The following is a 22,619-nucleotide window of genomic DNA, read 5'->3' on the forward strand; positions in this document are numbered from 1 at the left end:
TCACGTGACCCGGCTCCGTCGGGCCGCGCAGGAGCAGATCGTGCGCTCGCGAGAGCCTGCGCCCCTGACGACCGCCTCGGCACCCGTCGCGGATCACCCGCTGACCGTCAACCTGCGCGAAGACCAGCAGGCCTCCCAACCGGGCGAGTTGGCGGTGCTGGTCGTCGCATCTCGGCCTGATGGGGCAACACACGCAGCTCTTCACCGACGAGCAGGCCCTTCAGGCCTAAGCTCTGTGCGTGACTGAGGCGGACGGTACCGAGGTCGACATCTGCCGTTGTCGTGAGGACGGCCCTATCGCTACTGTGCGATGTTCCGTCAGTCATCTAATCGCGAATATGGCAAGAGCACGTGTCGACCCAGCGAAGAGGCCGACGGCGGAGCAGCGCAAATTGATATTTATCGCCAGCCTGAACGAGAAGGGTTACTAGTGCCGCGGATCTTCGACAATTTGAGCGATGAGGGCCGACTAGGGCCAGAGCTTCAGAAAGGTTTGACGATATTCGACTCACTCGACGTGGCGACGGGATATCTTGACCTTCGCGGGTGGTCGAGCTTGGCCGATATTGTTGATACTAAGTCCGCAGCTCTCGATCAGAACGAGAGGCCGCTGGTCCGCGTATTAGTAGGCATGGTTATGCCCTCCGATTCAGCGGCAATGCTTTCGGCTCTGCAAAATGCCACGCAGCCTCCCAAGTATGGCGCCGACGTAAATAGTGTCGAGAAGGCGATCATAGCCAAAGAGAAGTTGGTGAAGCACCTTCAGACTCAACTAATGCGTGGGGTGCCGTCTAAAGCTGAGCAGCGAGCTCTTCAGCAACTTTGCGCTCACCTCAAATCTGGGGCTGTAGAAATGAAGGTCTTCACGGATTCGGCCCTGCACGGCAAGACTTACATCCTTCACGCTCCGGAGAATGACTTTCAGAAACAGAGAGCGTATGTCGGCTCTTCTAATCTGACAGCTGCAGGGTTCTATAGGAACCTCGAATTAAATATTGACGTTGTAGATCAGGATGCGACCGCCAAACTAGCTGCTTGGTTCGAGGACCGTTGGACGAACAAGTTCTCTCTCAAGATTACTGCAGAGGTCATCGAGCTGGTCGAGGAATCCTGGGCATCAAATACGCAGCCCACTCCGTACGAGCTGTATCTCAAGGTTTGTCACAGTCTGTCTGAAGACGCGCGCGAGGGTATGGGATACGTCCTGCCGCCCTCAATGCAGAGCCTTCTTCTTGACTATCAGGAGACGGCAGTTCGGACTCTTGCACGGCGCATCGTCCGGCGTGGCGGAACGATGCTGGGGGACGTTGTCGGACTTGGCAAGACATTGACCGCGGTCGCAACAGCTCTAATGCTTGAGGCAGCGGAGGACTACACGACGCTAGTGCTCTGCCCGAAGAACCTTGAGCAGATGTGGGAGAAGCATCTCGACCGCTACGGACTTGCTGGTGCGCGCGTAGTTCCGTACTCGCAAGCCGAGAAGAAACTCCCAGAGATGAAGCGCTTTCACTTGATAATCTGCGACGAGTCCCACAACTTGCGCAACAGTTCGACCAAGGCATCAGAGGCTATCGGTGAGTATATCCGCAGGAATGGGTCTAAAGTTCTTCTGTTGACCGCGACCCCGTATAATCTGGCGTTTACTGATGTCGCTAATCAAATCGGCTTGTATGTGGACGACGATCAGGACCTGGGCATCCAGCCCACAGCGGCGATGGCACTTGACTCAACCTTGGCCGACAAGGTCGATGGCAAGATAACGACATTGGCCGCTTTTCGCAGATCTGAAGAACCGGAAGACTGGAAGCGCTTGATGAGCGATCATCTCGTTCGGCGCACACGCTCATTCATCAAGCGAACCGCAAAGAAGGAGATTGTTTCTCTTCCTGACGGAAAGGCGATTGAGCGAGAGTACCTCCAGTTTGCTAACGGCGACCGATTCCACTTCCCGAATCGAATCTCAAAGCCACTGAGTCACGACTTCTCCGCGGACGATCCGGCCCGGATGATGGAGGAGGATTTGACGCTCGACGCAATTCGAGATCTGACTCTACCTCGTTACCGTCTTGCCGACTATGATAACCCGCGGGCGCTACACTCTGCCAACGACTTAAAGATACTCTCTGACATCCGGGCAGGTCGCGGTAACGTGAGTGGCTTTGTCAGGATGGGACTTTTCAAGCGCCTCTCGTCGTCTGGTCACTCGTTCATCCTGAGTCTGCAGCGGCAACGGGCCCGCAACGAGTTGTTTATCTACGCGATTGATAATGGTCTTGATGTCCCCCTTGGCAGCTTCAGTGACCAGCAGTTCGCTGTTACTGACCAAGATCTCGAAGATGAAGCAGAGTTATACGGTGGCATGCAGACCCGGTACAACGAGCTCACGCGTAGGCTGCCTGCAGCCACAAAGTGGATTAGTACCAAAGTCTTCAGGTCCACCCTGCGGAAGGATCTAGGGCACGACAACGAAGTAATTACCGGGCTGCTGGAGAGATTCGGAGCGTGGGACGCCAGTACCGACTCGAAAGTGAATGCACTAGTCGATCTTCTTCGAACAGATCATCCGACCGATAAAGTTCTAATCTTCACCGAGTACGGCGACACGGCGAGGTATGTTGCCGACGCTCTACGCGATGCCGGCATCAAGAATGTCGGTCTGGCAACCGGTGACAGCGAAGATCCGGCAGGTATGGCCCACCGCTTCTCGCCTGAGAGCAACCGACTCCCAGGAGACGAAGCAGGAATAGTGGCCGAAGATGATGCGCCAGTTGACGTCTTGATTGCAACCGACGTACTTTCGGAGGGGCAAAATTTGCAAGACTCTCATGTGGTTGTGAACTATGATCTTCCATGGGCGATCATTCGCATCATTCAACGCGCTGGCCGGGTCGATCGGGTCGGTCAAAAATCGGAAGATGTCTACATCTACATGATCACGCACGAGAAGGTAGAGCAGGCGATTCGTTTGCGTCAGCGGATCCGGCAGCGTCTCGGCGACAATGCCGCGGCGTTTGGCTCGGATGAGCGCTTCTTCGGTGGTGAAGACGAGGTCAATGTCCTTGACGACCTATACAAGGGTTCGATTCCAAATGAGAACGAGCTTGACGACTCTGAGGGCGAGGCAGATGCCGTCAGCGAAGCGTGGCTCGTATGGTCACGTTTGAGAGACGAGAAACCTGCACTCGCTAATAAGGTCCTGCGGATGCAAGACATGGTGCACAGTACGCGAGCACCGTATGATCACGAATCCAGGACGGGCGTTACTTGTTATGCTAGCACTACCTCAGGCGTAGATGCGTTCGCCACTTCCTACGTCGGCTCTGATGGTACTCTCGTAGATCGTCTCTTGACTCCACTGGAAGCGCTCCACATTTTCCGAGCGCAAGAGACTACTCCGACCGAAAAACTTCGCGAGGACCACTTCGACCGCGAGACGGAGCTGGTAAGAGGAACACTTGCAACGGAGATGGTCGCAGTAGGAAACCTCAGAGGTATCCGAAAGTGGGCAGTCGAGCGACTTGGAGGAACCATCTTCGGTCAAGACGCTGGTGAGGCGCTGGCGGCCATGAATGAGCGGCCACTTACTGAATACGCGAGTGCGCGCCTGCGTCAAGCACGCCGCAGCAAGTATGCGGAACAAGATCTCGCTGATCTAGTCAATGAACTGCATGCTGAGGACCGCTTGGTCATCGGGTCAAGCGAAAACGATCAGATCAAAATCGTTTGTTCGATTGGAGTTGTTGACCGTTGAGCGAAGAACTGGTCGCGCAGTCGGAGAAGCGTAACTACGGAGAGATGTTCAGGCTCGACCTGAATTGGGGTGCGCCCGATCTTCCGCCGATCATCCTTGAAGTCGAGCATGGTGAGACTTTGACGGCAACTAACGTATCGTCGTATCGAGGCTTGAGGGTGTGGGAAGTGCCGTCTTTGCCAGGCACGGCAGTGGAAGCCAAGCTAGACCAGCTCATCGCGAAGACAACCACGAATCGCCTCGTGATTTTTCATGAAGAGGATAAGCAGGCCTGGCGTTGGCCATCCCGAACTAACAGGGGGGCGGGAGTTGTCTCTCGACCTGCTCGCCATGTCCACAAGACTGGGACACCTGACCCCAGGTTCGCGGCCAAACTCGATGCAATTAGGCTGCCTGACGACGTTCTACTCGATGTCAATGCTGTCCTTACGAAGGTCCGAAGTGCGTTTGACGTCGAAAGCCAAAACGAGTCGAAACGCGCGTCGAAGCTGATGGCCAAAATGTACGGCGCTGTAGAGCGAGCTTACGCGTCAGATGCGGATCCGAAGCAGCGCGACCATGAGGTATCGGTCATCCTTGCAAGGATTTTGTTCTTGCTTTTTGGCGACGACACTGATATGTGGGCTGCGGATCTATTTCAGGATTTCATCAAAGACTACACTGCCCGTGATGGTCAAAACATGGCCGAGCGCTTCAACGAGTTGTTTCAGGTATTGAATACGACTCACGGCTCAGAGCGGCAAGTATACGCGGGCGAGCTGGCTCCACTCCCGTATGTCAATGGCGGAATCTTCGAAGAGCAAATTCAGATGCCCGAGGTTGGCCTTGAGTTCCGGGATGCTGTCCTTGAGGCCTCGGCGGTGGACTGGTCGACTATCAGTCCTGCGATATTTGGATCAATGTTTCAATCTGTTCGCGACTCGCAGACGCGCCGAGAACTTGGTGAACACTATACGTCAGAAGAAAACATTCTGAAGACGCTTAATCCGCTTTTTCTTGATGAGTTGCGAACGGAGTTTGATCGGGCTACGGAGCGGGATACGCCGCGCAAGCAGGCGAATGCCCTGAATGCTCTTTGGTCCAAGCTCGGTGATATTCGATACCTCGATCCTGCGTGTGGCTGTGGGAACTTCATCATTGTCGCTTACCGCGAGCTTCGTGCCATTGAACTTGACATCATGGTCGCACTGCAGACAATCGACGGAAGCTCGCAGCTATCATTTGATCCAACACTCGATCTAAAAGTCACACTTGACAGCTTTTTTGGTATCGAGATTGACGAATGGCCAGCCAAGATCGCTGAAACGGCAATGTTCTTGGTCGACCGCCAGTGTGATCTTCGTCTTAAGGAACGCTTTGGTGAGGCTCCTCAGCGCTTGCCGATCAGTCGGCAGGCATGTATCGTTGTGGGTAATGCGCTTCGCCTCAATTGGTCTGAAATCTGTAGTCCGACGGCGTCAGTTATTGTCGCTGGTAATCCCCCTTTCATTGGCGCGAGGCTGAAGAGTCAAAGCCAGGCGATGGATCTGCAGCACGCGTGGGGTGCGGACTATGACTCCGACTTCGATCTTGTGACCGGCTGGTACGCGCAGGCGATGACTTATTTTGGTAACTGCGATGGCCGCTGGGCTTTCGTTTCAACCAGTTCTGTTAGTCGCGGCGCCTCTGCGGCGAGCTTGTTCGCGCCGCTAGCTAGGCGTGGATGGAAGATTAAGTTCGCGCACCGAATCTTCGCATGGAGCTCCGAGGCAGCTGGTAAGGCGGCGGTTCATTGTGTCATAGTGGGGTTCGCGCGAGAAGTCACCCGTCCGCGCCTCTTTGATTATCGCCGCCCGACTGAGCCGCCGGTCGAACTTCGGGCTAGCTCTATAAATGCCTATCTGGTCGACGCGCCTTGGGTCTTGATTACGAAGCGGCGCAGCGTACTAAGTCGCTCCTTGAGTAAGTGCGATTTTGGATCGATGGCCAATGATGGCGGGAACTTGCTAGTTGACGATAGCGATCTTGACGAGATTAAGAGCGATTCAATTGCGGTAAGGTATCTTCGCCGGTTTGTGGGCTCCGATGAGCTCATTAATGGCAAGGCTCGATGGTGTCTTTGGCTAGTCGATGCTTCACGTGACGAGATTCAGTCATCGGCCGTGCTCCGGCGTCGAGTTGCGGCGGTACGCGATCTGCGTCTTCGCAGTAAGCGGGCGGCGACCAATAAGCTTGCCGCTACTCCCCATCTTTTCGGTGAACGCCGCCAACCGGAGACTCCCTATCTGGGCATACCGCGTCATGTATCCGAAAGTCGACGTTACTTCACGGTCGGCCGATTCGATCCGGATGTCATCTGCGGGGATGCAAACTTCGCTGCTGCTGATCCTGAAGGTTTGCTCTTTGCAATTTTGTCGTCGTCGATGTTTATGACATGGCAGCGCACAATTGGTGGGCGCATAAAGTCAGACTTGAGGTTCTCGAACACGATGGTGTGGAACAATCTGCCTTTGCCGCTACTGGCCGATGTCGATCGCGCAGAAATCATCAGTGCAGGCCGGGCGATAGTCGCTGCACGTCAATTGGCGTCGGATCTATCGCTGTCACAGCAGTACGATCCGGGAAATATGGCTGATGATCTGCAGGAGGCCCACGGCGCCCTTGATTCGTTGGTTGATCGAGCGTTCGGCTCGGTTGACTTGTGCCGCAGCGACGAGGAGCGGCAGAGTCTCTTGTTTAAGCGCTACGCGGAGCTAGCAAGAGGCGTCAGATAGGGGTGGCGTATAGATCTGCGCATCGCTACTCGGCGGACTTGGCAAAGCGTGCGAAAGGTCGATGCTTCATGGAACCGAGCAGGGCGCCGGGTCGGGGTCGCGGTGCCCTGCTCGGAGTTCAGTAGCGGCCACGCTCCCGCAGTGCCCGCCGGTACTCGGCCCGCTCTTCGGCTCCCGCCCACCAGCAGACCCACACGATCAGCGCAAGGTAGCCGAGCAGGATCACGACCAACCCGATCACCGCGACCGCCGACGGCGAGTGGCGACAGTGGCGGCGGCGTGCAGCGAGCACGGCCACGTGTGGTTCCCTCGCTGAGCGCCGATGCTGCACACCCGGCAGTTTCCACGGCCGTCGTCGACGTGGTCGGCGAGCAGTCGGGCGACCGCGGTTGGCTGGCCGGTTAGGAACACCGCCAGGGCTGCGATGGGGTCGCGCTTCGCTCCGCTCACAGTGCGGAAGATTCGTCCGACTGCGGGGACGTATGAACCGTTTGACTGAGACGTTGGAGGACGTGCGCCCGGTGCCGAAGACGTCCCGGTCCCGTCCCGGTGTCAGCTACGGCGTGACTGGCGTGGCCGGCTCCCAGACGCGCTCGAAGCTCTCGACGTAGGTCGAGAAGATGCCGTCCTCGACGCGGCGGCGCAGGTGCAGGACCGGGGCGTAGGCCGCTGCGATGCCGTGGATGTGCTGGTTGATCAGCATCTCGTCGTCGCCGAAGTAGAGCGAGTTGTAGAGCACTGTGGAGTGCAGGCGGATCGACGCTCCGGCGGCGAGCAGCGGCCGATAGAGCAGGATGGCGTTGTGGATCTTGGCGGCCATCGCGCCGTTAATGCCCTCGTCCTGGCCGCGCTGGTCGACGTGCGGGCTGTCGGGGTCGCCGACGACGATCCGCACGGTGGTGCCGGAGCGGGCCTTGCCGCTGAGGAGGCGGAGGAGTTCGGCGTCTTCGGCGATGAAGAGCCCGCTGTAGACGAGGATGCCGATCTCGCTGTCGGCGGTCTCGAACAGGCGGCGCCAGATCTGGCGGGGGACGGAGCTGCGGTGGGGGTAGGTGGAGTAGACCTCGGCGTCGATCGAGGGTAGGTCGGCGAGGTGGGGCCAGAGGTCGTACTCGTGCACGCTGAGGAGGTCGGCGACGCTCCAGCGGTGGCGGGCGTGCGGGACGCGACCGCCGAGCCACCGTTGCACGGTCTTCGGGTCGACGCCGAGGGACTTGGCGACGTCCACGTCGCGGATGCGGGCGCCGATGAGGGCGCGGCGCAGCGGTTCGCCGATGGCGCGGGTGTCAGACATTCGCGGCCTCCCCTGACGTCACGACGGTAGCAGTAGACGTACCAAGACGTCCCTCGAATGAGTGGGCGTTTGGGGACTTTCCGTGACGGTCGGGGGACGTGGCGGTGGGGTTTCGCGTCCCGTCTGCCCTACCCTCGGTCGGTGCCGGACGTGGACGCGCGGGAGCTGTGCCGATCCCTGCTGGAGGCTGAGTTGCCGCAGCGGTGGGCGCACTGCCAGGGCGTTGCCCGGCAGGCGGCCAGCATCGGGCCGGCGTTGGACGAGTTTGGAGCGCTGGTGGAATCGGCGGCGTGGCTGCACGACATCGGCTATGCCGCACCGCTGGCGCACGCCGGCTTCCACCCACTCGACGGCGCCCGCTACCTGCGTGACGCCGGCATTGGCAGTCGTCCCCTCTGGACCCTCGTTGCGCATCACACCTGCGCGGTCACCGAGGCTGAGGAACGCGGACTCGGCGGCGAGCTCGCGGCCGAATTCCCGATCGAGGACGCCCCCCGAACGGCTCTCTCAGCCCTGACCTACTGCGACATGACGACCGGGCCGGACGGCAGTCCCCTCGATGTTGAGCAGCGGATCGCGGAGATCCTCGCGCGGTATGGGCCCGGCGACGTCGTGCACCGTTCGATCTCGCGGGCGGCTCCGCTGCTGCGTGCGCAGGTGGCGGAGACCGAAGCGCGGATCGCTGCAAGCTGACCGCTACGGCGACTCGGCGTCGGCGGGAGACAGGCGGCCTTGCTCGTCTCGCTTCCAGTGCCGGCCGCTGCTGTCGAGGAACTCGATCTCGACCGGTTCGGGCGCGTAGTAGGTGGCGAGCCACTCCCGCGGCGCCGGGCGCTGGATCGTCTGCCCGGGTGGGACGAGGCCGATGAACTCGGACTCGTCCTGGTCGTCGTCGGGACTGGGTAGCGACACCTCGTAGATCGGCATGTCGCTGGCGTTGTGCACGGAGAACAGCAGCTCTCGGCCGCCTTGCGCGGTGCGTTGGGCCTCGACCCATGCGCTGACCTTCACCGCCTGCGAGCGGCGGCCGTCCTCGGCGCGGGCTTCCTCGCGACGGTGCTCGCGGCGGAACAGCACGAACCCGACGACGAAGGCGCCCATCGTTCCGATCGCGGCGGCTCCGTCGACGTAGACGGACACCCAGTCGGGAGAGAACATCGGCGCCGGTCAACCCAGGTAGGGCGTCTGACGGCCGGACAGGTAGTGCTCGACGCGCATGCGCATCGAGCGGTCCATGGGCAGCTCGCTCACCGCATCGGGGGCGATCCACTCCACGCTGCGGGACTCGCTGCTCGGGGTGGGTGTGCCGCCGACGGGGCGGGCGGTGAAGACGACGGAGAACTCCTGTCGGGCCTCGTTGTCGCTGGTGTAGAGGATCACGTGCTTGGGGTCGGTGTAGATGCCGACCAGGCCGGTGACCTCGCAGACGATCCCGGTCTCCTCCAGGGTCTCCCGCACTGCAGTGTCCACAAGGGACTCGCCGAGGTCCATCGCTCCGCCGGGCAGGGCCCAGTTGTCGTTGTCGGTGCGGTGGATGAGCAACAGTGCGCCGGCGTCGTTGACGACGATGGCGTTCGCCGAGGGCACCAGGCTGTTGGCCGGGGGCGCGTCGGGGTCGTCGTAGTAGTCGATCCGGCGCACGGTCTCGGCGTCTCCTCGTCGGTCAGTCGAGTCGGTCAGTCGAGGGGTCGGGACTCGGACCAGACCCGCTCGAAGCTGTCCAGGTACGTGCTGACCAGCGTGCCACCTGCGATCTGCCGCAGGTGTATCACCGGGGCCTGCGCGGCCGGGGTGCCGTAGATGTGGGGGTTGACCAGGAGTTCCCCGTCGGCGCGGTAAATCGAGTTGTAGAGGACCGTGGCGTGCTTGCGGATCTCCACGCCGGGCACGTCGCGCAGCGGCTGGTAGAGCACCACGACGTTGCGGATCTTCGACGCGAGGGCATCGTCGATGCCCTCGTGCGCGCCGCGGACCGCGACCTCCGTGGAGTCGGGATCGCCGAGCAGGATCCGGACACGGACGCCCTGCTCGGCCTTGCGGCGGAGCAGGCTCAGCATGCCGGGATCGTCGGCGATGAACAGGCCGCTGTAGACGAGGATGCCGATCTCCTGCTCAGCCGCGTCGAACAGAAACCCCCACCTGTCGCGCGGCACCGCCCAGCGGTGCGGGTGCACGACGATGATCTCGCTCTCCGACGCCGACGCCACCTGATCGCCGGCCAGCGCACCCGGCCACAGGTACGACTCGTCGACCCGGAGTCGGGCAGACACCTGATGCCGGTGTCGCCGGTAGGGGATGCGGCCGCTGATCCACCGCTCGATCGTCTTCGGGTCCACCCCGACGGCGTCGGCCAGAACGCTCGGCGTGACGCCTTGCTGCAGCAGTGCCGTGCGCAGTCTCTCGTTCGCCATCCCGCCCCGAGACTCCCGAGTTCGCCATCCCCTATCGGGCCGACTGCCGGAGGCAAGACGTCCCGAAAGCGTCCCGGGGACGTCCCGGGCCTGCGGGGAAGGTACCGAGGACATCCACGCGGTGTCCGGCCGTTGGGTAAAGACGTCCCTGCCTCATGGCGGAATGTCACAGCCATGACGACGGACAACATCAATCCGGACGACAACTACGACCGCATCGAGACCGACCCGCTCCGCCCCGACCGGCTCCGCTGCGCCTGCGGCGCCACCGCGGATCGCGGCGGTCGGTGCCGCAAGTGCCGGGCGCGGGCCGCATGGGCGTGCCGCACCGCCGGCCGTCGATCCCACGACGACCGGGCGCCGCGTCACCGGGTGAGCCGATCACGGCTCGCCCGCACCACGGCCAGTCCGCTCGTCGGGCGCTGCAACCGCACGCCTCGACGGGACGAGGGGATCGAGCTGTGAGGCCCGCGCGCGGCAGCGAGCACGGCAGGAACGGGGCGCCGACCGGCGCCCCGATGACGAACAGGAGGTGGTGCCCTTGACCGACAGTCGCAAGATCGGACGGGACGAGAAGGAGGACGGGCGAGAGTGGGACGGTCTGACCGCGGCCGATCTGCCGATCGTCGAGCGGTACGCCGCCGCAAGGACGGCGGCTGCGGCGGTGATGCGCGATCACAGCGCATCCCACGATGAGGACACCCGGCGGCACCTCGTGCTCGCCGCCCTGGTCGCGGCGCTGGACGCGGTCGGCGACGTGCCGGTCCTGTTGCAGGCGCTGCTTGCGGCTCGGTTGCGTGCGGCGAACCTGGCTGCTGCGGGGCGCGCGGCGGTGGCGGCGCAGCGGGACGGCGAGGCGGACCCGCTCTACTACGTGCGCGACGAGCTGATGCACGACGTGGACGCGGGTCCGGACGCGGCGGTGACGCCGTGACCGGCGAGCAGCTAATCACTGTTGGGGCGGTGCTGGCCGGGCTTGGGGTCCTGATGGTGTGGTCGTCCGGGGCGCGGGCCGGGCGGCGGTCGGAGCGAGCGGTCCGCGAGGTCACCCGGGTCTCGGGCGCGCTGACGCGCACGGTGGTCGCGGCGGGTGTGATCACGGGTGCGCAGTGGGCCGTGGTGAGTCTGACCGGGTCGCCGGTCGCGTGGGCGGTCGCGCTCGGGCTGCCGGCGCTGTTCGCGGGTGTGACCGTGGCGCGTCTGCTGGCGGTCACGCAGGTGATCCGCGCGGTCCACGACTCCAGGCGCAGGCGCCCATGACCGGCGACCCGGGATCGGACGGGTCCGCTCCGCCGCCGATGGTCACGCCGAAGGCCCGTGGTGAGAGCGGGCAGCTGGTGCGGCGCGAGACCCCGCCCGCACCGGTGCGGCGCCCGGGCGGTGCGGTTGTCCGGGCGTTGACCGGCGCGAGGATGCCGCGCAGTCGGAGCGTGGTGTGGGTCGTGGGAGTGGCGCGGCGGGCCGTGGCCCACGAGCGCACGGTAACCAGCGTCCGGTGGCTCGCTCGCAACCTCGTGCTCTACGTGCTGGCCGGTGCCCGGATCTTGGTTCGCCGGTTGTGGGAGGCCCGGACGAACTCCCGCTACGAACGGCTCATGCGCTCCGCGGAGACGGTCGGGGACTACGAGCGGCTCACCGAGTGGGAGGCCCGTGCCGAGCAGGCGCGCGAGCGGCGGCACCGGCGCCGGATGGAGTGGCTGTTGGCGCCGGTCGCGGTGGTGCACGCCGTCGTCGTCACGATCGTGACCACGGCCGGGTTGCTGCTCGGGCTCGGCGCGGTGCTGGCGATCGGCTACGCGGACTTCTCCTGGCTGCTTGCGCCGCTGCGCACCGCGGTCGATCTGATCGCGTGGGTCGTGTGGTTGCTCGGGGTGGTGTGGCTCCCGGTCGTCCTGGCTGTGCCGTGGGTCGTGCTGGCCGGTCTCTGGGAGGTCGGCCGTCGTAGCGGCGCCGTCCCGGCGTGGGCGGCGCCGGGCGGGTCCCGCGTCCACGAGACCGTGATCGTCACGCCGGGCGGGATCGCGACCGCGCTCGCGCACCTGGGCATCCCGGCGCTGAACAGGGCAGTCAAGGAGGGGTGGCAGGTCGAGTTCGCCACCCCACCGGTCCGGGTCAACCGGCGCGGCTACCAGAGCACGTTCTCCCTGCCCATGGGCGTGACGCCGGAGATGATCGCCGACAAGCGCGACGTGCTCGCCCGCAACCTCGTGCGCGCTCCGCTGGAGGTCTGGCCGACTGCGGCGGAGCGGGCCGGCTACGTGGATCTGTGGGTCGCCGACCAGGGGTCGACGGAGAAGCCGGCTCCGCCGTACCCACTGCTGCACGAGGGCACGGCCGACCTGTTCGCCGGCATCCCGCTCGGGGTGTCCCAGCGCGGGGACGTGATCGCCCCGCCGCTGCCGGGCGGTAACGTGGCGTTCGGCGGGGTCATGGGGCAGGGCAAGTCCAACGCGGCCCGGGTGGTCATGGCCGGGGCGGCGCTCGATCCGCTCGCCGAGCTGTGGGTGTTCGTGTTCGCCAACAACGGCGACTTCGACGCCTACCGACCCCGACTGGCCCGCTACCACCGCGGCGTCGACGACGCCACGGTCGTCGCCGCGCTGGAGTCGCTCCGAGCCCTCTACGAGGAGGTCGGGCGGCGCGAGGCCCGGTTGGCTGCGCTCGGGGCCAAGAAGGTGACGCGTCCACTCGCGGAGAAGCATCCGGACCTGCGGCCGGTGGTGGCGCTGTTCTCCGAGTGCCACGAGCTGTTCGGGCACGGCGAGCACGGCAAGGAGGCCGCGGACCTGGCCGTGCAGACCATGCGCCGGGCGCGGAAGACCGCGATCAGCCTGGCGTTCGACACGCAGTCGTCGCGGGCGGACGCGATCCCCCCGAAGATCGTGGAGCTGGTCAAGATCAACGCCTGCTTCGCGGTGAAGTCCTGGCGGTCCAACGACGGGTTCCTCGGCGACGGCTCGTTTCAGGCCGGCATCCGCGCGACCGAGCTGCGGATGGGCAAGGACGTCGGGACGTCGGTGCTGACCGGGGCGACCGACGAGCGGTTCGAGATCGTGAAGTGGTTCTACATCGAGGTCGACGACGACACCGGCTACGACGCGGCGGCCGACATCATCGCCCGCGCGATGAGCGCCGTGCATCCGGCCGTCAAGGCGCAGACCGGAGCCGCCGAGCAGGACGACGAATCGCGCGATCTTTTGGACGATCTCGGCTCGGTTCTCGGCAACGAGCGGGTACCGGCCGCCGATGTGCCGGCACTACTGCGGGATCTCGCGCCGAATTGGTTGCCGTACCGGCGATTGAACGGCATGCGGTTACGGCAGGTGCTCGAAAAGCAGTACGGCATCAAGGTTCCGTCGACCGGTAATCGGTACCCGATCGACCCCGCGGCTGTCCGCTCACGGCTTGCCGAGCGGGACGGTTAGGTCGGCAGCGACATCGGAAGGGGCGCGTGCGGCCTGCCTGGCAGGGTGCGCCGGGACCACCTTACCCACCTAACCTAGTCTCTTCTCCCTGGTCAGGGCGCCGCAGGCGGTCACGGGCGGCGGGTTACGAACCTAACCCGCAGCCCGCGGCCTAACCCCTGCGATCAAGGAGGTGATCACCGCGACGAGTCGAAACCCGACTCCGCCGAACGATGTACGAATTGATCTACCCGACCACCTACCACCACTGACGAAGGAGGTCTGTCACGCGTTGCTTGCTATACTCCGGGAGCTGACTGAAATCCCGGTCCTCGATCGCTCGTCGGAGGGCGATGACCATGCCGAATGAGCCCGACTCGCCAGACCCGTGGGTGATCCTCGACGAGCTGACCGGCGCCGGTAGCGGTACCGCCGACGTCGAGAGCGATATCGGACCGGTGGCGTTCTACGGGCGCTGCTCGACCGAGGACAACCAGGACCCGCGCACGTCCCGGGCGTGGCAGCGCAGCAACGCGGCCAAGTTCGTCGAGGCCCTCGGCGGGGTCATCACCGAGGACTACTTCGACATCGGGCAGTCCCGGTCGGTCCCGTGGGACCGGCGCCGCGAGGGTGCCCGGCTGCTGGCCGCGTTGAAGGACCCGGGTCGGACGTGGACCGCCGTGGTCGTCGGCGAGGGCACGCGGTGCTGGTTCGGCAACCAGTTCTCGCTGATCGCTCCGCGGTTCGCCGCCTACGGCGTTGACCTCTGGGTTCCTGAGCTGGGCGGCAAGTTCGACGCGCGCAACCCCTCGCACAAGATGCTGATGAGCGTGCTCGGCGGGATGAGCGAGTCCGAGCGGCAGCACGTCCAGGCTCGGGTGCGCGCCGCGATGGATGCCCAGGTCGTCAACGAGGGCCGGCACCAGGGCGGCCGGGCGCCGCACGGCTACAAGGTGGTCGACGGCGGGCCGCACCCGAACCCGCGCAAGGCGGCGGAAGGCTTCCGGCTGCGTGTGCTGGCGATCGACGAGGACACCGCGCCCGCGGTGCGGCGGATCTTCCGGGAGTACCTGGCCGGTGCCGGGGACCGGATGATCGCCGGTGGGCTCAACCGTGACGGGGTGCCGTGCCCGTCCTCGATGCGGCCGGAGCAGAACCGGCATCGGCTCGCCGACGGCTGGCAGGGCAGCACCGTCCGTTCGATCTTGGAGAACCCGCGCTACACCGGCTACGCCGTGTTCGGGCGCTGGACCAAGACGGAGATGCTCGCCGACCCCGACGACGTGGCGGCCGGGCACGTCACCCGGTTCCGAAGGGCGGCGCCCGAAGACGTGGTGCGCTCCCGCAAGCCTGCCCATCCGGCGATCGTGTCCGTTGAGGACTTCACCCGTGCGCAGGTCGTGCGGCGCAGCCGGGGCGCGGGCGGTATGGCCGGAATCGCGAAGTTGGAACGGTCCGGGTCGACGCCGCCGAAGCGGCTCTACCTCCTGCGCGGCCGGGTCCGGTGCGAGGTCTGCAAGCGCAAGATGCAGGGCGGCGCCGTCCGTCAGCACGCCTACTACCGCTGCAAGGCGCGCACCCTGGCACCGGGCTCGCTGGCGCTGGCGGATCACCCGACCACGGTCAACCTGCGCGAGGACATCATCACCGGCGCGATCAACGGCTGGGTCGGCGAGCTGTTCGCGCCCGAGAATCGCGACGCAACCGTGCACGCGCTGGTCGCCTCCCAGTGCGACCCGGCCGAACTCGCCGCCGACCGGGCCGTGAACAAGCGGCTGGCGGATGCCGAGACGGCGTTGAAGCGCTACCAAGCGGCCATCGCCGCAGGTGTCGAGCCGTCCGCAGTGGTTGATGCGATCAACCAGGCTCGCGCCGAGCGAGACGCGGCGCGGGCGCACTTGGCGCAGCCGCCGGACCGGCCGCCAGTCCTCGACACGGCCGAGGTCTACGCGATGATCGACGCGCTTGGCGACGTCGGCTCGGTGATCGAACGCGCGCGGCCTGAGCGGCTCGCGCGGCTGTACCAGGAACTTGACCTTGGTGTCCGCTACCTACCTGCGGATGATGGGGGTGTAGCCACACTGTCTCTGCGTGTGGCTAGCGAGTGTGTCCGAGGGGGGACTTGAACCCCCACGCCCGTTAAAGGGCACTAGCACCTCAAGCTAGCGCGTCTGCCATTCCGCCACTCGGACTGCTGCACGACCTCTCGGCCGGCAGGCTGAAGGATAGCTGATGGGCTCCAGCGGGTTCACGACGGGACCGCCTCCCCGGCTCCCCGCATCCGCGCGGCCAGGCGCTCCCATGCGTGCGGGCACTCGTCGAAGGGGAGTGAGCAGGCCGACGCTCCTCCCAGCGGCGCAGGACGTGGGTGGCCAGGCCGAAGCGGTCGGCGAGGTCGCCGATGGTCGTCGTGGCGTCGGCCGTTGACTTCATGTGCACATCAAGCTGCACCGTGCGGTCATGACCGAATCCTCCCTGTCCGTCACCCGGGTCGCCGACGCCTGCGTGCTGATCGAGTTCGGCGGGCGCTGGTACCTGCGGCGGGGCGAGCCGCTCGGGCTGCGGGTCGACGCGTTGCCGCCGCTGACCGCGATCGTGGCCACCAACCCGGTGGTCAACCACTGGGACCTGCGGGCGCTGCGGGAGTACGGGGCGAAGGGTGCGACGCGGGTCGTGGTCAGCACCGGGCGGATGGCGCGGCAGGCGCGGGCCCTTGGTTCGACGACGTCGAGCGGTTGCGGTGGGGGAGGTCGCGGGAGCTGGCCGGGGCTGCCGGTGGCGGCGGTGCCGTCGGGGCGGACGCTCGTCGCGCCCAACAACGCCTACCTCTTCAGCGCGGGGGACGTGCGGGCGGGGAGCCGGCCGACGTCGACGGGCTGGACCGCTGCGCCCCGGTCGACGCGGCGAGCTCCCGACCGACGGCCTGCGCCGGTGGTCGGGGCCGCCCTGGTGACCGGGCCGGCGGAGGCCGTCGCGGGGGCGGTGGCGCTGGGGGCGCGGGTGCTGCTCCCGGTGCACGACGCCCACGCCGCCGACCCGCGCTCGCTGGTGTTCCGCCGCCACGGCAGCGCGGCGGACGCCGTCGCCCTCGCCCCGCCCGGCCTGGAGGTCGTGGTCCTCGAGCCCGGGCGGCGCTGGGAGTTCACGCCCGGCGCAGCGCGCTGGGGGCCGCGCCACCCCCACGGCGGGCCCACCGGGTGGTAGGAAGATCCGCGTGGCGGACGACCGAGTGGAAGGCACCAGCATCGCGGCCGAGGACGAGGTCGTCCGGCTGTGCTCGGAGCTGATCCGGATCGACACGACCAACACCGCCGACCCCGAGACCTGGGTGGGGGAGGCGGAGGCGGCCGAGTGGGTCGCCGCGCAGCTCACCGAGGTGGGCTACGAGGTGGAGCGGGTCGAGTCGGGGGCCCCGAAGCGGGAGAACGTGTTCATCCGCGTCCCGGGGGCCGATCCGGGCCGCGACGCGCTGCTCGTGCACGGCCACCTCGACGTCGTCCCGGCCGACCCGAGCGAGTGGTCGGTGCACCCGTTCTCCGGGGCAGTGCAGGACGGCTACGTGTGGGGCCGCGGCGCGGTCGACATGAAGGACATGGTGGCGATGATGATCGCCATCGCCCGCCAGTACCGGCGCGAGGGCATCGTCCCGCCCCGCGACATCGTCTTCGCGTTCCTGGCCGACGAGGAGGCGGGCGGGGCGTACGGGGCGCAGTGGCTGGTGCGGAACCGGCCCGACCTGTTCACCGGGTGCACCGAGGCGGTCGGGGAGGTGGGCGGCTTCTCGCTCACCCTCGGCGAGGACAAGCGGGTCTACCTCATCGAGTCGGCGGAGAAGGGCATCGCCTGGATGCGGCTGCGGGCGCGCGGGCGGCCGGGCCACGGCTCGTTCCTGCACGACGACAACGCCGTCACCAAGGTCGCCGAGGCCGTCGCCCGGCTGGGTAACCACACCTTCCCGCTCACCCTGCACGACACCGTGCGGGAGTTCCTCGCCCGCATGAGCGAGCTGACGGGGCTGGAGTTCCCCGAAGACGACCTGGAGGGCTCGCTGGCCAAGCTGGGCCCGCTCTCGCGGATCGTGGGCGCGACCGTCCGCGACACGGCGAACCCGACGATGCTCAAGGCCGGCTACAAGGCCAACGTCATCCCGTCCTCGGCGGAGGCCGTGGTCGACTGCCGGGTGCTGCCCGGGCGGCAGGAGGCGTTCCTGCGCGAGGTCGACGAGCTGATCGGGCCGGACGTCACCCGCGAGTGGGTGACCGACCTGCCGCCGGTCGAGACCACCTTCGACGGGCCGCTGGTGGACGCGATGGTCGCGGCGCTGCAGGAGGAGGACCCGGGCTCGCACGCCGTGCCCTACATGCTCTCCGGCGGCACCGACGCCAAGGCGTTCTCCGAGCTGGGGATGCGCTGCTTCGGGTTCTCCCCGCTGCGGCTGCCGCCCGACCTGGACTTCGCCTCGCTGTTCCACGGCATCGACGAGCGGGTGCCGGTGGACGCGTTGAAGTTCGGCACCCGCGTGCTCGACCGCTTCCTGCGCTCTTCCTGACCCGACCGCAGTCCCTCGCCGAGGAGGAACCATCCGCATGGACCTGTCGAACAAGGTCGCCCTGGTCACCGGCGGAGCGTCCGGGATCGGCGCGGCGACGGCCCGGCTGCTGGCCGGCGCGGGCGCCCGGGTCGCCGTCGTCGACCTGGACGAGCCCGGCGCGAAGGCGGTGGCCGAGCAGGTCGGCGGGACGGGGATCGGCGGCGACGTCAGCGCCGTCGACGCCATGGCCACGATCGTCGGGCAGGTCGAGGAACGCTACGGGCGGCTCGACGTGGTGCACCTCAACGCCGGGATCGTCGCGGGCCAGTCGGGCATCGAGGACCTCGACGTCGAGGGCTACCGCAAGATCGTCGGCGTGAACGTCGACCACGTGGTGTTCGGGGTGAACGCCGCGGTGCCGGCGCTGCGCCGGGCGGGCGGCGGGTCGATCGTGGCCACCGCGTCGCTGGCCGGGCTGGTGCCGATCCCGGGGAACACGCTCTACACGATGACCAAGCACGCCGTGGTCGGCTACGTGCGGGCGGCCGCCGGGCCGCTGGCGGCCGAGGGCATCCGGGTCAACGCCGTGTGCCCCGGCTTCGCCGACACCCCGCTGATCGCCGCGGCCAAGGACCGGTTCGCCGGGTTCCCGCTGCTCAGCGCCGAGGACGTGGCCGACGCCGTCGGCGCGATCCTGGACCGCGGGGAGCCGGGGGAGTGCTGGTACGTCCAGCCCGGCCGCGAGCCCGGCCCGTACGGGTTCCGGGGCGTGCCCGGGCCGGGCAACCACCAGGCCCCGCCGAGCGGGGCGGGCGAGGACGTCTGACCGGCCGGAGCGCCGGTGCCGGGCGTCCCGGCGTCAGATCGTCGGCTCGGCCATCAGCGACGACGTGCGGCGGCGGCGCAGCCACACCTTGCGCACACCGCCGGGGTAGAGCCGCACCCGGGAGAGCTCCCACCCGCCGAACTCGGCCTGGATGGCCAGTCGGACCGCCGCCGTCATCCGGGACACGTCCCCGGGCAGCTGCACCGGCCGGTACTCCCAGCCGTCCGAGGGATTCCCCTCGCCGTCACCTGCGTCGACTCCGCCGGTCGTACCGCCTCGGGCCACCGGCTCACCTCCCACCAGCTCGTCCCGGAGCTGCCGCGCCGGTGCGCTGAGACACCGTCGACCCGATGAACTCCGGGTGAATGCCCCACCATATGCCCGGTTCGGGCCGTCGACCAGGTAGGCCGCGCAGGCCCGTCCCGCCCGGTTGACGATCAGCTCGGGGCCGGGTGCGGGCGGCTGACGTCGTCGAGGGCGGCGCGGATCTCGTCGGGCAGCACGAGCGGCTCGGTGGCCAGCGCCGCGGCCAGCTGGGCCCGGTCGCGCGCGCCGACGACGGTGGCCGCCACGCCGGGCCGGTCTCGCGCCCAGGCCAGCGCCACCGCCAGCGGGGAGGTGCCCAGCCCGTCGGCCGCGGTGAGCACCGCCTGCACGATCCGGACCGCGGGCCTCGTGCGGCGGGCCTCGACGTAGCGGGCCAGTGCCCCGGAGGCGCCGCGCGAGTCGGTCGGGGTGCCGTCGGCGTACTTGCCGGTCAGCACCCCGCGCCCGAGCGGGGCCCAGGCCAGCAGGCCGATGCCGTGGTGCGCGGCGGCGGCGAGCAGCTCGCCCTCCGGCGCGCGCACCAGCAGCGAGTACTCGACCTGCGCGGAGACCGGCACCGTGGCCTGCCCCATGCCGCGGGCCCGCTCCACCGCGGTGGCCAGCTGCCAGCCCCGCGGGCCGACGAGCCCGGCGTAGCGCACTCGCCCGGACAGCACCGCGACCTGCAGCGCGGTGAGCGCCTCGTCCAGCCCGGCCGGCTCGCCGGCGCCGGGGAAGGGCAGCTGCCACAGGTCGAGGTGGTCGGTGCCGAGGCGGGTGAGCGTCGCGTCGAGCGCGGCGAGCAGCGCACCGCGGGCCAGGCCGCCCGGCGGCACGTCGGTCCGGCCGGCGAGCACCAGCTGCTCGCGGCGCATCCCGCTGACGCAGAGCTTGGCCATGGCGTCGCCGAGCATCCGCTGCGACTCCCCGCCGGTGTAGCCGTCGCAGGTCTCCACGAGCGAGCCCCCGGCGTCGACGAACGTGGCGAGCTGGGCGGTCGCCGACTCGATGTCGGCACCGTTTCCCCAGGTCAAGGTACCGAGTCCGAGCCGGGAGACGGCCAGTCCACTGGTCCCGACCCGTCGTCGAAGCACGGCGGGAGCCTATGCGCAGCCGCCCGCGGGGCCCCGGTACGGTCCCCCGGTGGGTTGGCTGGAAGTGATCGTTCTCGGGATCGTGCAGGGGCTGACTGAGTTCCTGCCCATCTCCTCATCGGCGCACATGCGGATCACCTCCGCGGTGTTCTTCGGCAACGACCCCGGGGCCGCGTTCACCGCGGTCACCCAGCTGGGCACCGAGGCCGCGGTGCTCGTCTACTTCGCCAAGGACATCTGGCGCCTGCTCTCCACCTGGTTCCGCGGCTTCACCGACGCCCGGGTCCGGCGCACCGACGACTACCGCATCGCCTGGCTGGTGATCGTCGGCACGATCCCGATCGCGGTGCTCGGGGTGCTGTTCGAGGACCAGATCCAGACCGTGGCCCGCAACCTGTGGCTGATCGCCACGACGCTGATCGTGTTCGGCCTGCTGCTCGGGCTGGCCGAGTGGATCGGGCGCCAGCGCGTCGAGCTCAACCAGATCCGCCCCGTCGACGGCGTGGTGCTGGGCTTCGCGCAGGCGATGGCGCTGGTCCCGGGCGTGTCCCGGTCCGGGGGCACGATCACCGCCGGGCTCTTCCTGGGGATGACCCGCCCGGCGATCGTGCGCTACTCGTTCCTGCTGGCCATCCCGGCGGTGGTGGCCTCGGGCATCTTCCAGATCCCGGACGTGTTCGCCGGCGGCGCCGACGCCCCGACCGGCCTGCAGATGACGGTGGCCACGATCATCGCCTTCGTGCTGGGCTACGCCTCCATCGCCTGGCTGCTGCGCTACGTCGAGCGGCACAGCGTCTACCTGTTCGTCTGGTACCGGGTGGTGCTGGGCGTGGTGCTGCTGGTCGTGCTGAGCAACGGCTGGCTCGCCGCGATCTGAGGCCGCGCGGCCGGCGCACGTAGGCTCGGGCACCGTGCCCACCGTCATCCTGCTCCGCCACGGCCGCTCGTCGGCGAACGTCGCCGGCGTGCTCGCCGGCCGCAGCCCGGGCGTCGAGCTCGACGACACCGGCCGGGCCCAGGCCGAGAAGGTGGTCGGGCGGTTGGAGGGCGTGCCGCTGGCCCGGATCGTCTGCTCGCCGATGACCCGGTGCGAGCAGACGGTCGCGCCGCTGGCCGCGGCGCGCGAGCTGACCCCGGTCGTCGAGCCCGGCATCGCCGAGGTCGACTACGGCTCGTGGACGGGGGGCGAGCTGAAGACGCTGGCCAAGGAGCCGCTGTGGCGGGTCGTGCAGGCCCACCCGTCGGCCGCCGTCTTCCCCGACGGGGAGGGCCTGGCCGGGATGCAGGCCAGGGCGGTGGCCGCGATCCGCAGGCACGACGCCGAGGTCGCCGCCGAGCACGGGCCGCACGCGGTCTGGCTGGCCTGCAGCCACGGCGACCTGATCAAGGCGGTGCTGGCCGACGCGCTGGCCACCCACCTGGACAACTTCCAGCGGATCATCGTCGACACCTGCTCGATCAACGTGGTCAGCTACACCGAGACCCGCCCGTTCGTGGTCCGGGCCAACGACGTCGGCGGTGACGTGTCCGCGTTGATCCCGCCGCCGCCGAAGGACCCGGACGAGGGGGCGGAGGCCGAGCCGGCGCCGTCCTCGGACGCCGTCGTGGGCGGGACCACGTAGTTGAGCGCGCATCCGGTGTGCCAGGTTCGCCGGAGCGGTCTACTCTCGATGAGGTCATGTCTCGCGTCATTCACGTCTTCCGCCGCCCCGAGCGCTTCGTCGCCGGCACCGTCGGCGAACCCGGCGACCGCTCCTTCTACCTGCAGGCGGTCGAGCAGGCCCGCACGATCAGCGTCCTGCTGGAGAAGCAGCAGGTCTCGGTGCTCGCCGAGCGCATGGCCGCGCTGCTGGAGGAGGTCGCGCGCCGGTTCGGGCCCGACGAGGCCGCCGAGTCCGCGGGCACCGACCTCGACCCGCTGGCCGTGCCGCTGGAGGAGGAGTTCCGGGTCGGCACGATGGGCCTGGGCTGGGACGCCGACTCCCAGTCGATCGTCGTCGAGCTGCTCGCGGTGAGCGAGGAGGAGGTCGACGAGTCGGTCGTCCTCGACGACACCGAGGAGGGCCCGGACGCGCTGCGCGTGTTCCTGTCCCCGGTGCAGGCCCGCGAGTTCGCCGACCGCGCCGAGCGCGTCGTCTCCGCTGGTCGCCCGCCGTGCCCGCTCTGCGCCGAGCCGCTCGACACCGACGGCCACGTCTGCGTCCGGCTCAACGGGTACCACCAGCGCTCCCCGGTCGCCGACTGACGCC

The 22,619-nt window shown here is 67.3% G+C and carries 20 protein-coding genes and 1 tRNA gene; 13 read left to right on the forward strand and 8 right to left on the reverse strand.

Annotated elements, in window-relative coordinates:
- Window positions 1–310: 310 nt before the first annotated feature.
- Window positions 311–3,751, forward strand: a complete 3,441-nt coding sequence (locus tag KDL28_RS20220; RefSeq protein WP_252440972.1) for a helicase-related protein — start codon at window positions 311–313, stop codon at window positions 3,749–3,751.
- Complete coding sequence (locus KDL28_RS20225) at window positions 3,748–6,504, forward strand: class I SAM-dependent DNA methyltransferase (RefSeq protein ID WP_252440974.1); 2,757 nt, start codon at window positions 3,748–3,750, stop codon at window positions 6,502–6,504. The genes KDL28_RS20220 and KDL28_RS20225 overlap by 4 nt, the downstream gene beginning before the upstream one ends.
- A 118-nt stretch (window positions 6,505–6,622) precedes the next feature.
- Here the strand turns inward: KDL28_RS20225 and KDL28_RS20230 are convergent, their stop codons facing one another.
- Together KDL28_RS20230 and KDL28_RS20235 are read right to left on the reverse strand one after the other, a co-directional pair.
- A complete protein-coding gene (locus tag KDL28_RS20230; protein WP_252440976.1) occupies window positions 6,623–6,802 on the reverse strand; it encodes a hypothetical protein in 180 nt (59 codons plus the stop codon).
- Window positions 6,803–7,060: 258 nt separating this feature from the next.
- The gene (locus KDL28_RS20235) at window positions 7,061–7,798 is read right to left on the reverse strand and encodes an XRE family transcriptional regulator (protein ID WP_252440977.1); all 738 of its coding nucleotides are present in this window, start codon (window positions 7,796–7,798) and stop codon (window positions 7,061–7,063) included.
- Between the two features lie 141 nt (window positions 7,799–7,939).
- On the opposite strand from KDL28_RS20235, the gene KDL28_RS20240 reads away from it, so the two are divergent.
- Window positions 7,940–8,491, forward strand: a complete 552-nt coding sequence (locus tag KDL28_RS20240; protein ID WP_252440979.1) for an HD domain-containing protein — start codon at window positions 7,940–7,942, stop codon at window positions 8,489–8,491.
- Window positions 8,492–8,494: 3 nt separating this feature from the next.
- Here KDL28_RS20240 and KDL28_RS20245 read toward each other — a convergent pair whose 3' ends face one another.
- The 3 genes from KDL28_RS20245 to KDL28_RS20255 form a co-directional block, all read right to left on the reverse strand.
- Window positions 8,495–8,899, reverse strand: a complete 405-nt coding sequence (locus KDL28_RS20245) for a hypothetical protein (RefSeq protein ID WP_252440981.1) — start codon at window positions 8,897–8,899, stop codon at window positions 8,495–8,497.
- A 66-nt stretch (window positions 8,900–8,965) separates the two neighbouring features.
- Window positions 8,966–9,439 (reverse strand): NUDIX domain-containing protein, encoded by a 474-nt coding sequence (locus tag KDL28_RS20250; protein ID WP_252440983.1) that lies wholly within the window; start codon window positions 9,437–9,439, stop codon window positions 8,966–8,968.
- Window positions 9,440–9,474: 35 nt separating this feature from the next.
- Window positions 9,475–10,068 (reverse strand): XRE family transcriptional regulator, encoded by a 594-nt coding sequence (locus KDL28_RS20255; RefSeq protein ID WP_252440985.1) that lies wholly within the window; start codon window positions 10,066–10,068, stop codon window positions 9,475–9,477.
- Window positions 10,069–10,750: 682 nt separating this feature from the next.
- On the opposite strand from KDL28_RS20255, the gene KDL28_RS20260 reads away from it, so the two are divergent.
- From KDL28_RS20260 to KDL28_RS20275, 4 genes are all read left to right on the forward strand, one after another.
- Entirely contained in the window at window positions 10,751–11,143 is a 393-nt protein-coding gene (locus KDL28_RS20260; protein WP_252440987.1) for a hypothetical protein, read from the forward strand.
- Window positions 11,140–11,469 (forward strand): hypothetical protein, encoded by a 330-nt coding sequence (locus tag KDL28_RS20265; protein WP_252440989.1) that lies wholly within the window; start codon window positions 11,140–11,142, stop codon window positions 11,467–11,469. Before KDL28_RS20260 ends, KDL28_RS20265 begins: the two co-directional genes overlap by 4 nt.
- 182 nt (window positions 11,470–11,651) lie before the next feature.
- The gene (locus KDL28_RS20270) at window positions 11,652–13,634 is read left to right on the forward strand and encodes a cell division protein FtsK (RefSeq protein ID WP_252440991.1); all 1,983 of its coding nucleotides are present in this window, start codon (window positions 11,652–11,654) and stop codon (window positions 13,632–13,634) included.
- Between the two features lie 332 nt (window positions 13,635–13,966).
- The gene (locus KDL28_RS20275; protein ID WP_252440993.1) at window positions 13,967–15,739 is read left to right on the forward strand and encodes a recombinase family protein; all 1,773 of its coding nucleotides are present in this window, start codon (window positions 13,967–13,969) and stop codon (window positions 15,737–15,739) included.
- Here KDL28_RS20275 and KDL28_RS20280 read toward each other — a convergent pair.
- Window positions 15,721–15,805: transfer RNA gene (locus tag KDL28_RS20280), tRNA-Leu, on the reverse strand. The genes KDL28_RS20275 and KDL28_RS20280 overlap by 19 nt on opposite strands.
- Before the next feature lie 268 nt (window positions 15,806–16,073).
- Between KDL28_RS20280 and KDL28_RS20285 the strand changes: the two genes are divergently transcribed.
- Genes KDL28_RS20285 through KDL28_RS20295 form a run of 3 tightly spaced genes read left to right on the forward strand, consistent with a single transcriptional unit; the run spans window position 16,074 to window position 18,970 of the window.
- A complete protein-coding gene (locus KDL28_RS20285) occupies window positions 16,074–16,817 on the forward strand; it encodes a hypothetical protein (RefSeq protein ID WP_252440995.1) in 744 nt (247 codons plus the stop codon).
- Window positions 16,818–16,827: 10 nt separating this feature from the next.
- Window positions 16,828–18,162, forward strand: coding sequence for a M20/M25/M40 family metallo-hydrolase (locus KDL28_RS20290; protein ID WP_252440997.1), 1,335 nt, complete (start codon window positions 16,828–16,830; stop codon window positions 18,160–18,162).
- A gap of 37 nt (window positions 18,163–18,199) precedes the next feature.
- Window positions 18,200–18,970: an SDR family NAD(P)-dependent oxidoreductase gene (locus KDL28_RS20295; protein WP_252440999.1), complete on the forward strand. Its 771-nt coding sequence runs from the start codon at window positions 18,200–18,202 to the stop codon at window positions 18,968–18,970.
- Window positions 18,971–19,003: 33 nt separating this feature from the next.
- On the opposite strand, the gene KDL28_RS40535 is transcribed toward KDL28_RS20295, so the two are convergent.
- Both KDL28_RS40535 and KDL28_RS20305 read right to left on the reverse strand, forming a co-directional pair.
- On the reverse strand, window positions 19,004–19,255 hold the full coding sequence (locus tag KDL28_RS40535) for a DUF5703 family protein (protein ID WP_308216033.1): 252 nt from the start codon (window positions 19,253–19,255) through the stop codon (window positions 19,004–19,006).
- Between the two features lie 152 nt (window positions 19,256–19,407).
- On the reverse strand, window positions 19,408–20,370 hold the full coding sequence (locus KDL28_RS20305; protein WP_252441002.1) for an aldo/keto reductase: 963 nt from the start codon (window positions 20,368–20,370) through the stop codon (window positions 19,408–19,410).
- A 49-nt stretch (window positions 20,371–20,419) separates the two neighbouring features.
- Between KDL28_RS20305 and KDL28_RS20310 the strand changes: the two genes are divergently transcribed.
- From KDL28_RS20310 to KDL28_RS20320, 3 genes are read left to right on the forward strand one after another with little or no spacing between them, the layout of a single operon-like run.
- On the forward strand, window positions 20,420–21,247 hold the full coding sequence (locus KDL28_RS20310; RefSeq protein WP_252441004.1) for an undecaprenyl-diphosphate phosphatase: 828 nt from the start codon (window positions 20,420–20,422) through the stop codon (window positions 21,245–21,247).
- A gap of 34 nt (window positions 21,248–21,281) precedes the next feature.
- Complete coding sequence (locus KDL28_RS20315; RefSeq protein WP_252441006.1) at window positions 21,282–21,992, forward strand: histidine phosphatase family protein; 711 nt, start codon at window positions 21,282–21,284, stop codon at window positions 21,990–21,992.
- 56 nt (window positions 21,993–22,048) lie between these two features.
- A complete protein-coding gene (locus tag KDL28_RS20320; protein ID WP_252441008.1) occupies window positions 22,049–22,615 on the forward strand; it encodes a DUF3090 domain-containing protein in 567 nt (188 codons plus the stop codon).
- The last annotated feature ends 4 nt before the right edge of the window (window positions 22,616–22,619 follow it).

This window comes from Pseudonocardia humida (assembly GCF_023898865.1).
Classification (GTDB): Bacteria; Actinomycetota; Actinomycetes; order Mycobacteriales; family Pseudonocardiaceae; genus Pseudonocardia; species Pseudonocardia humida.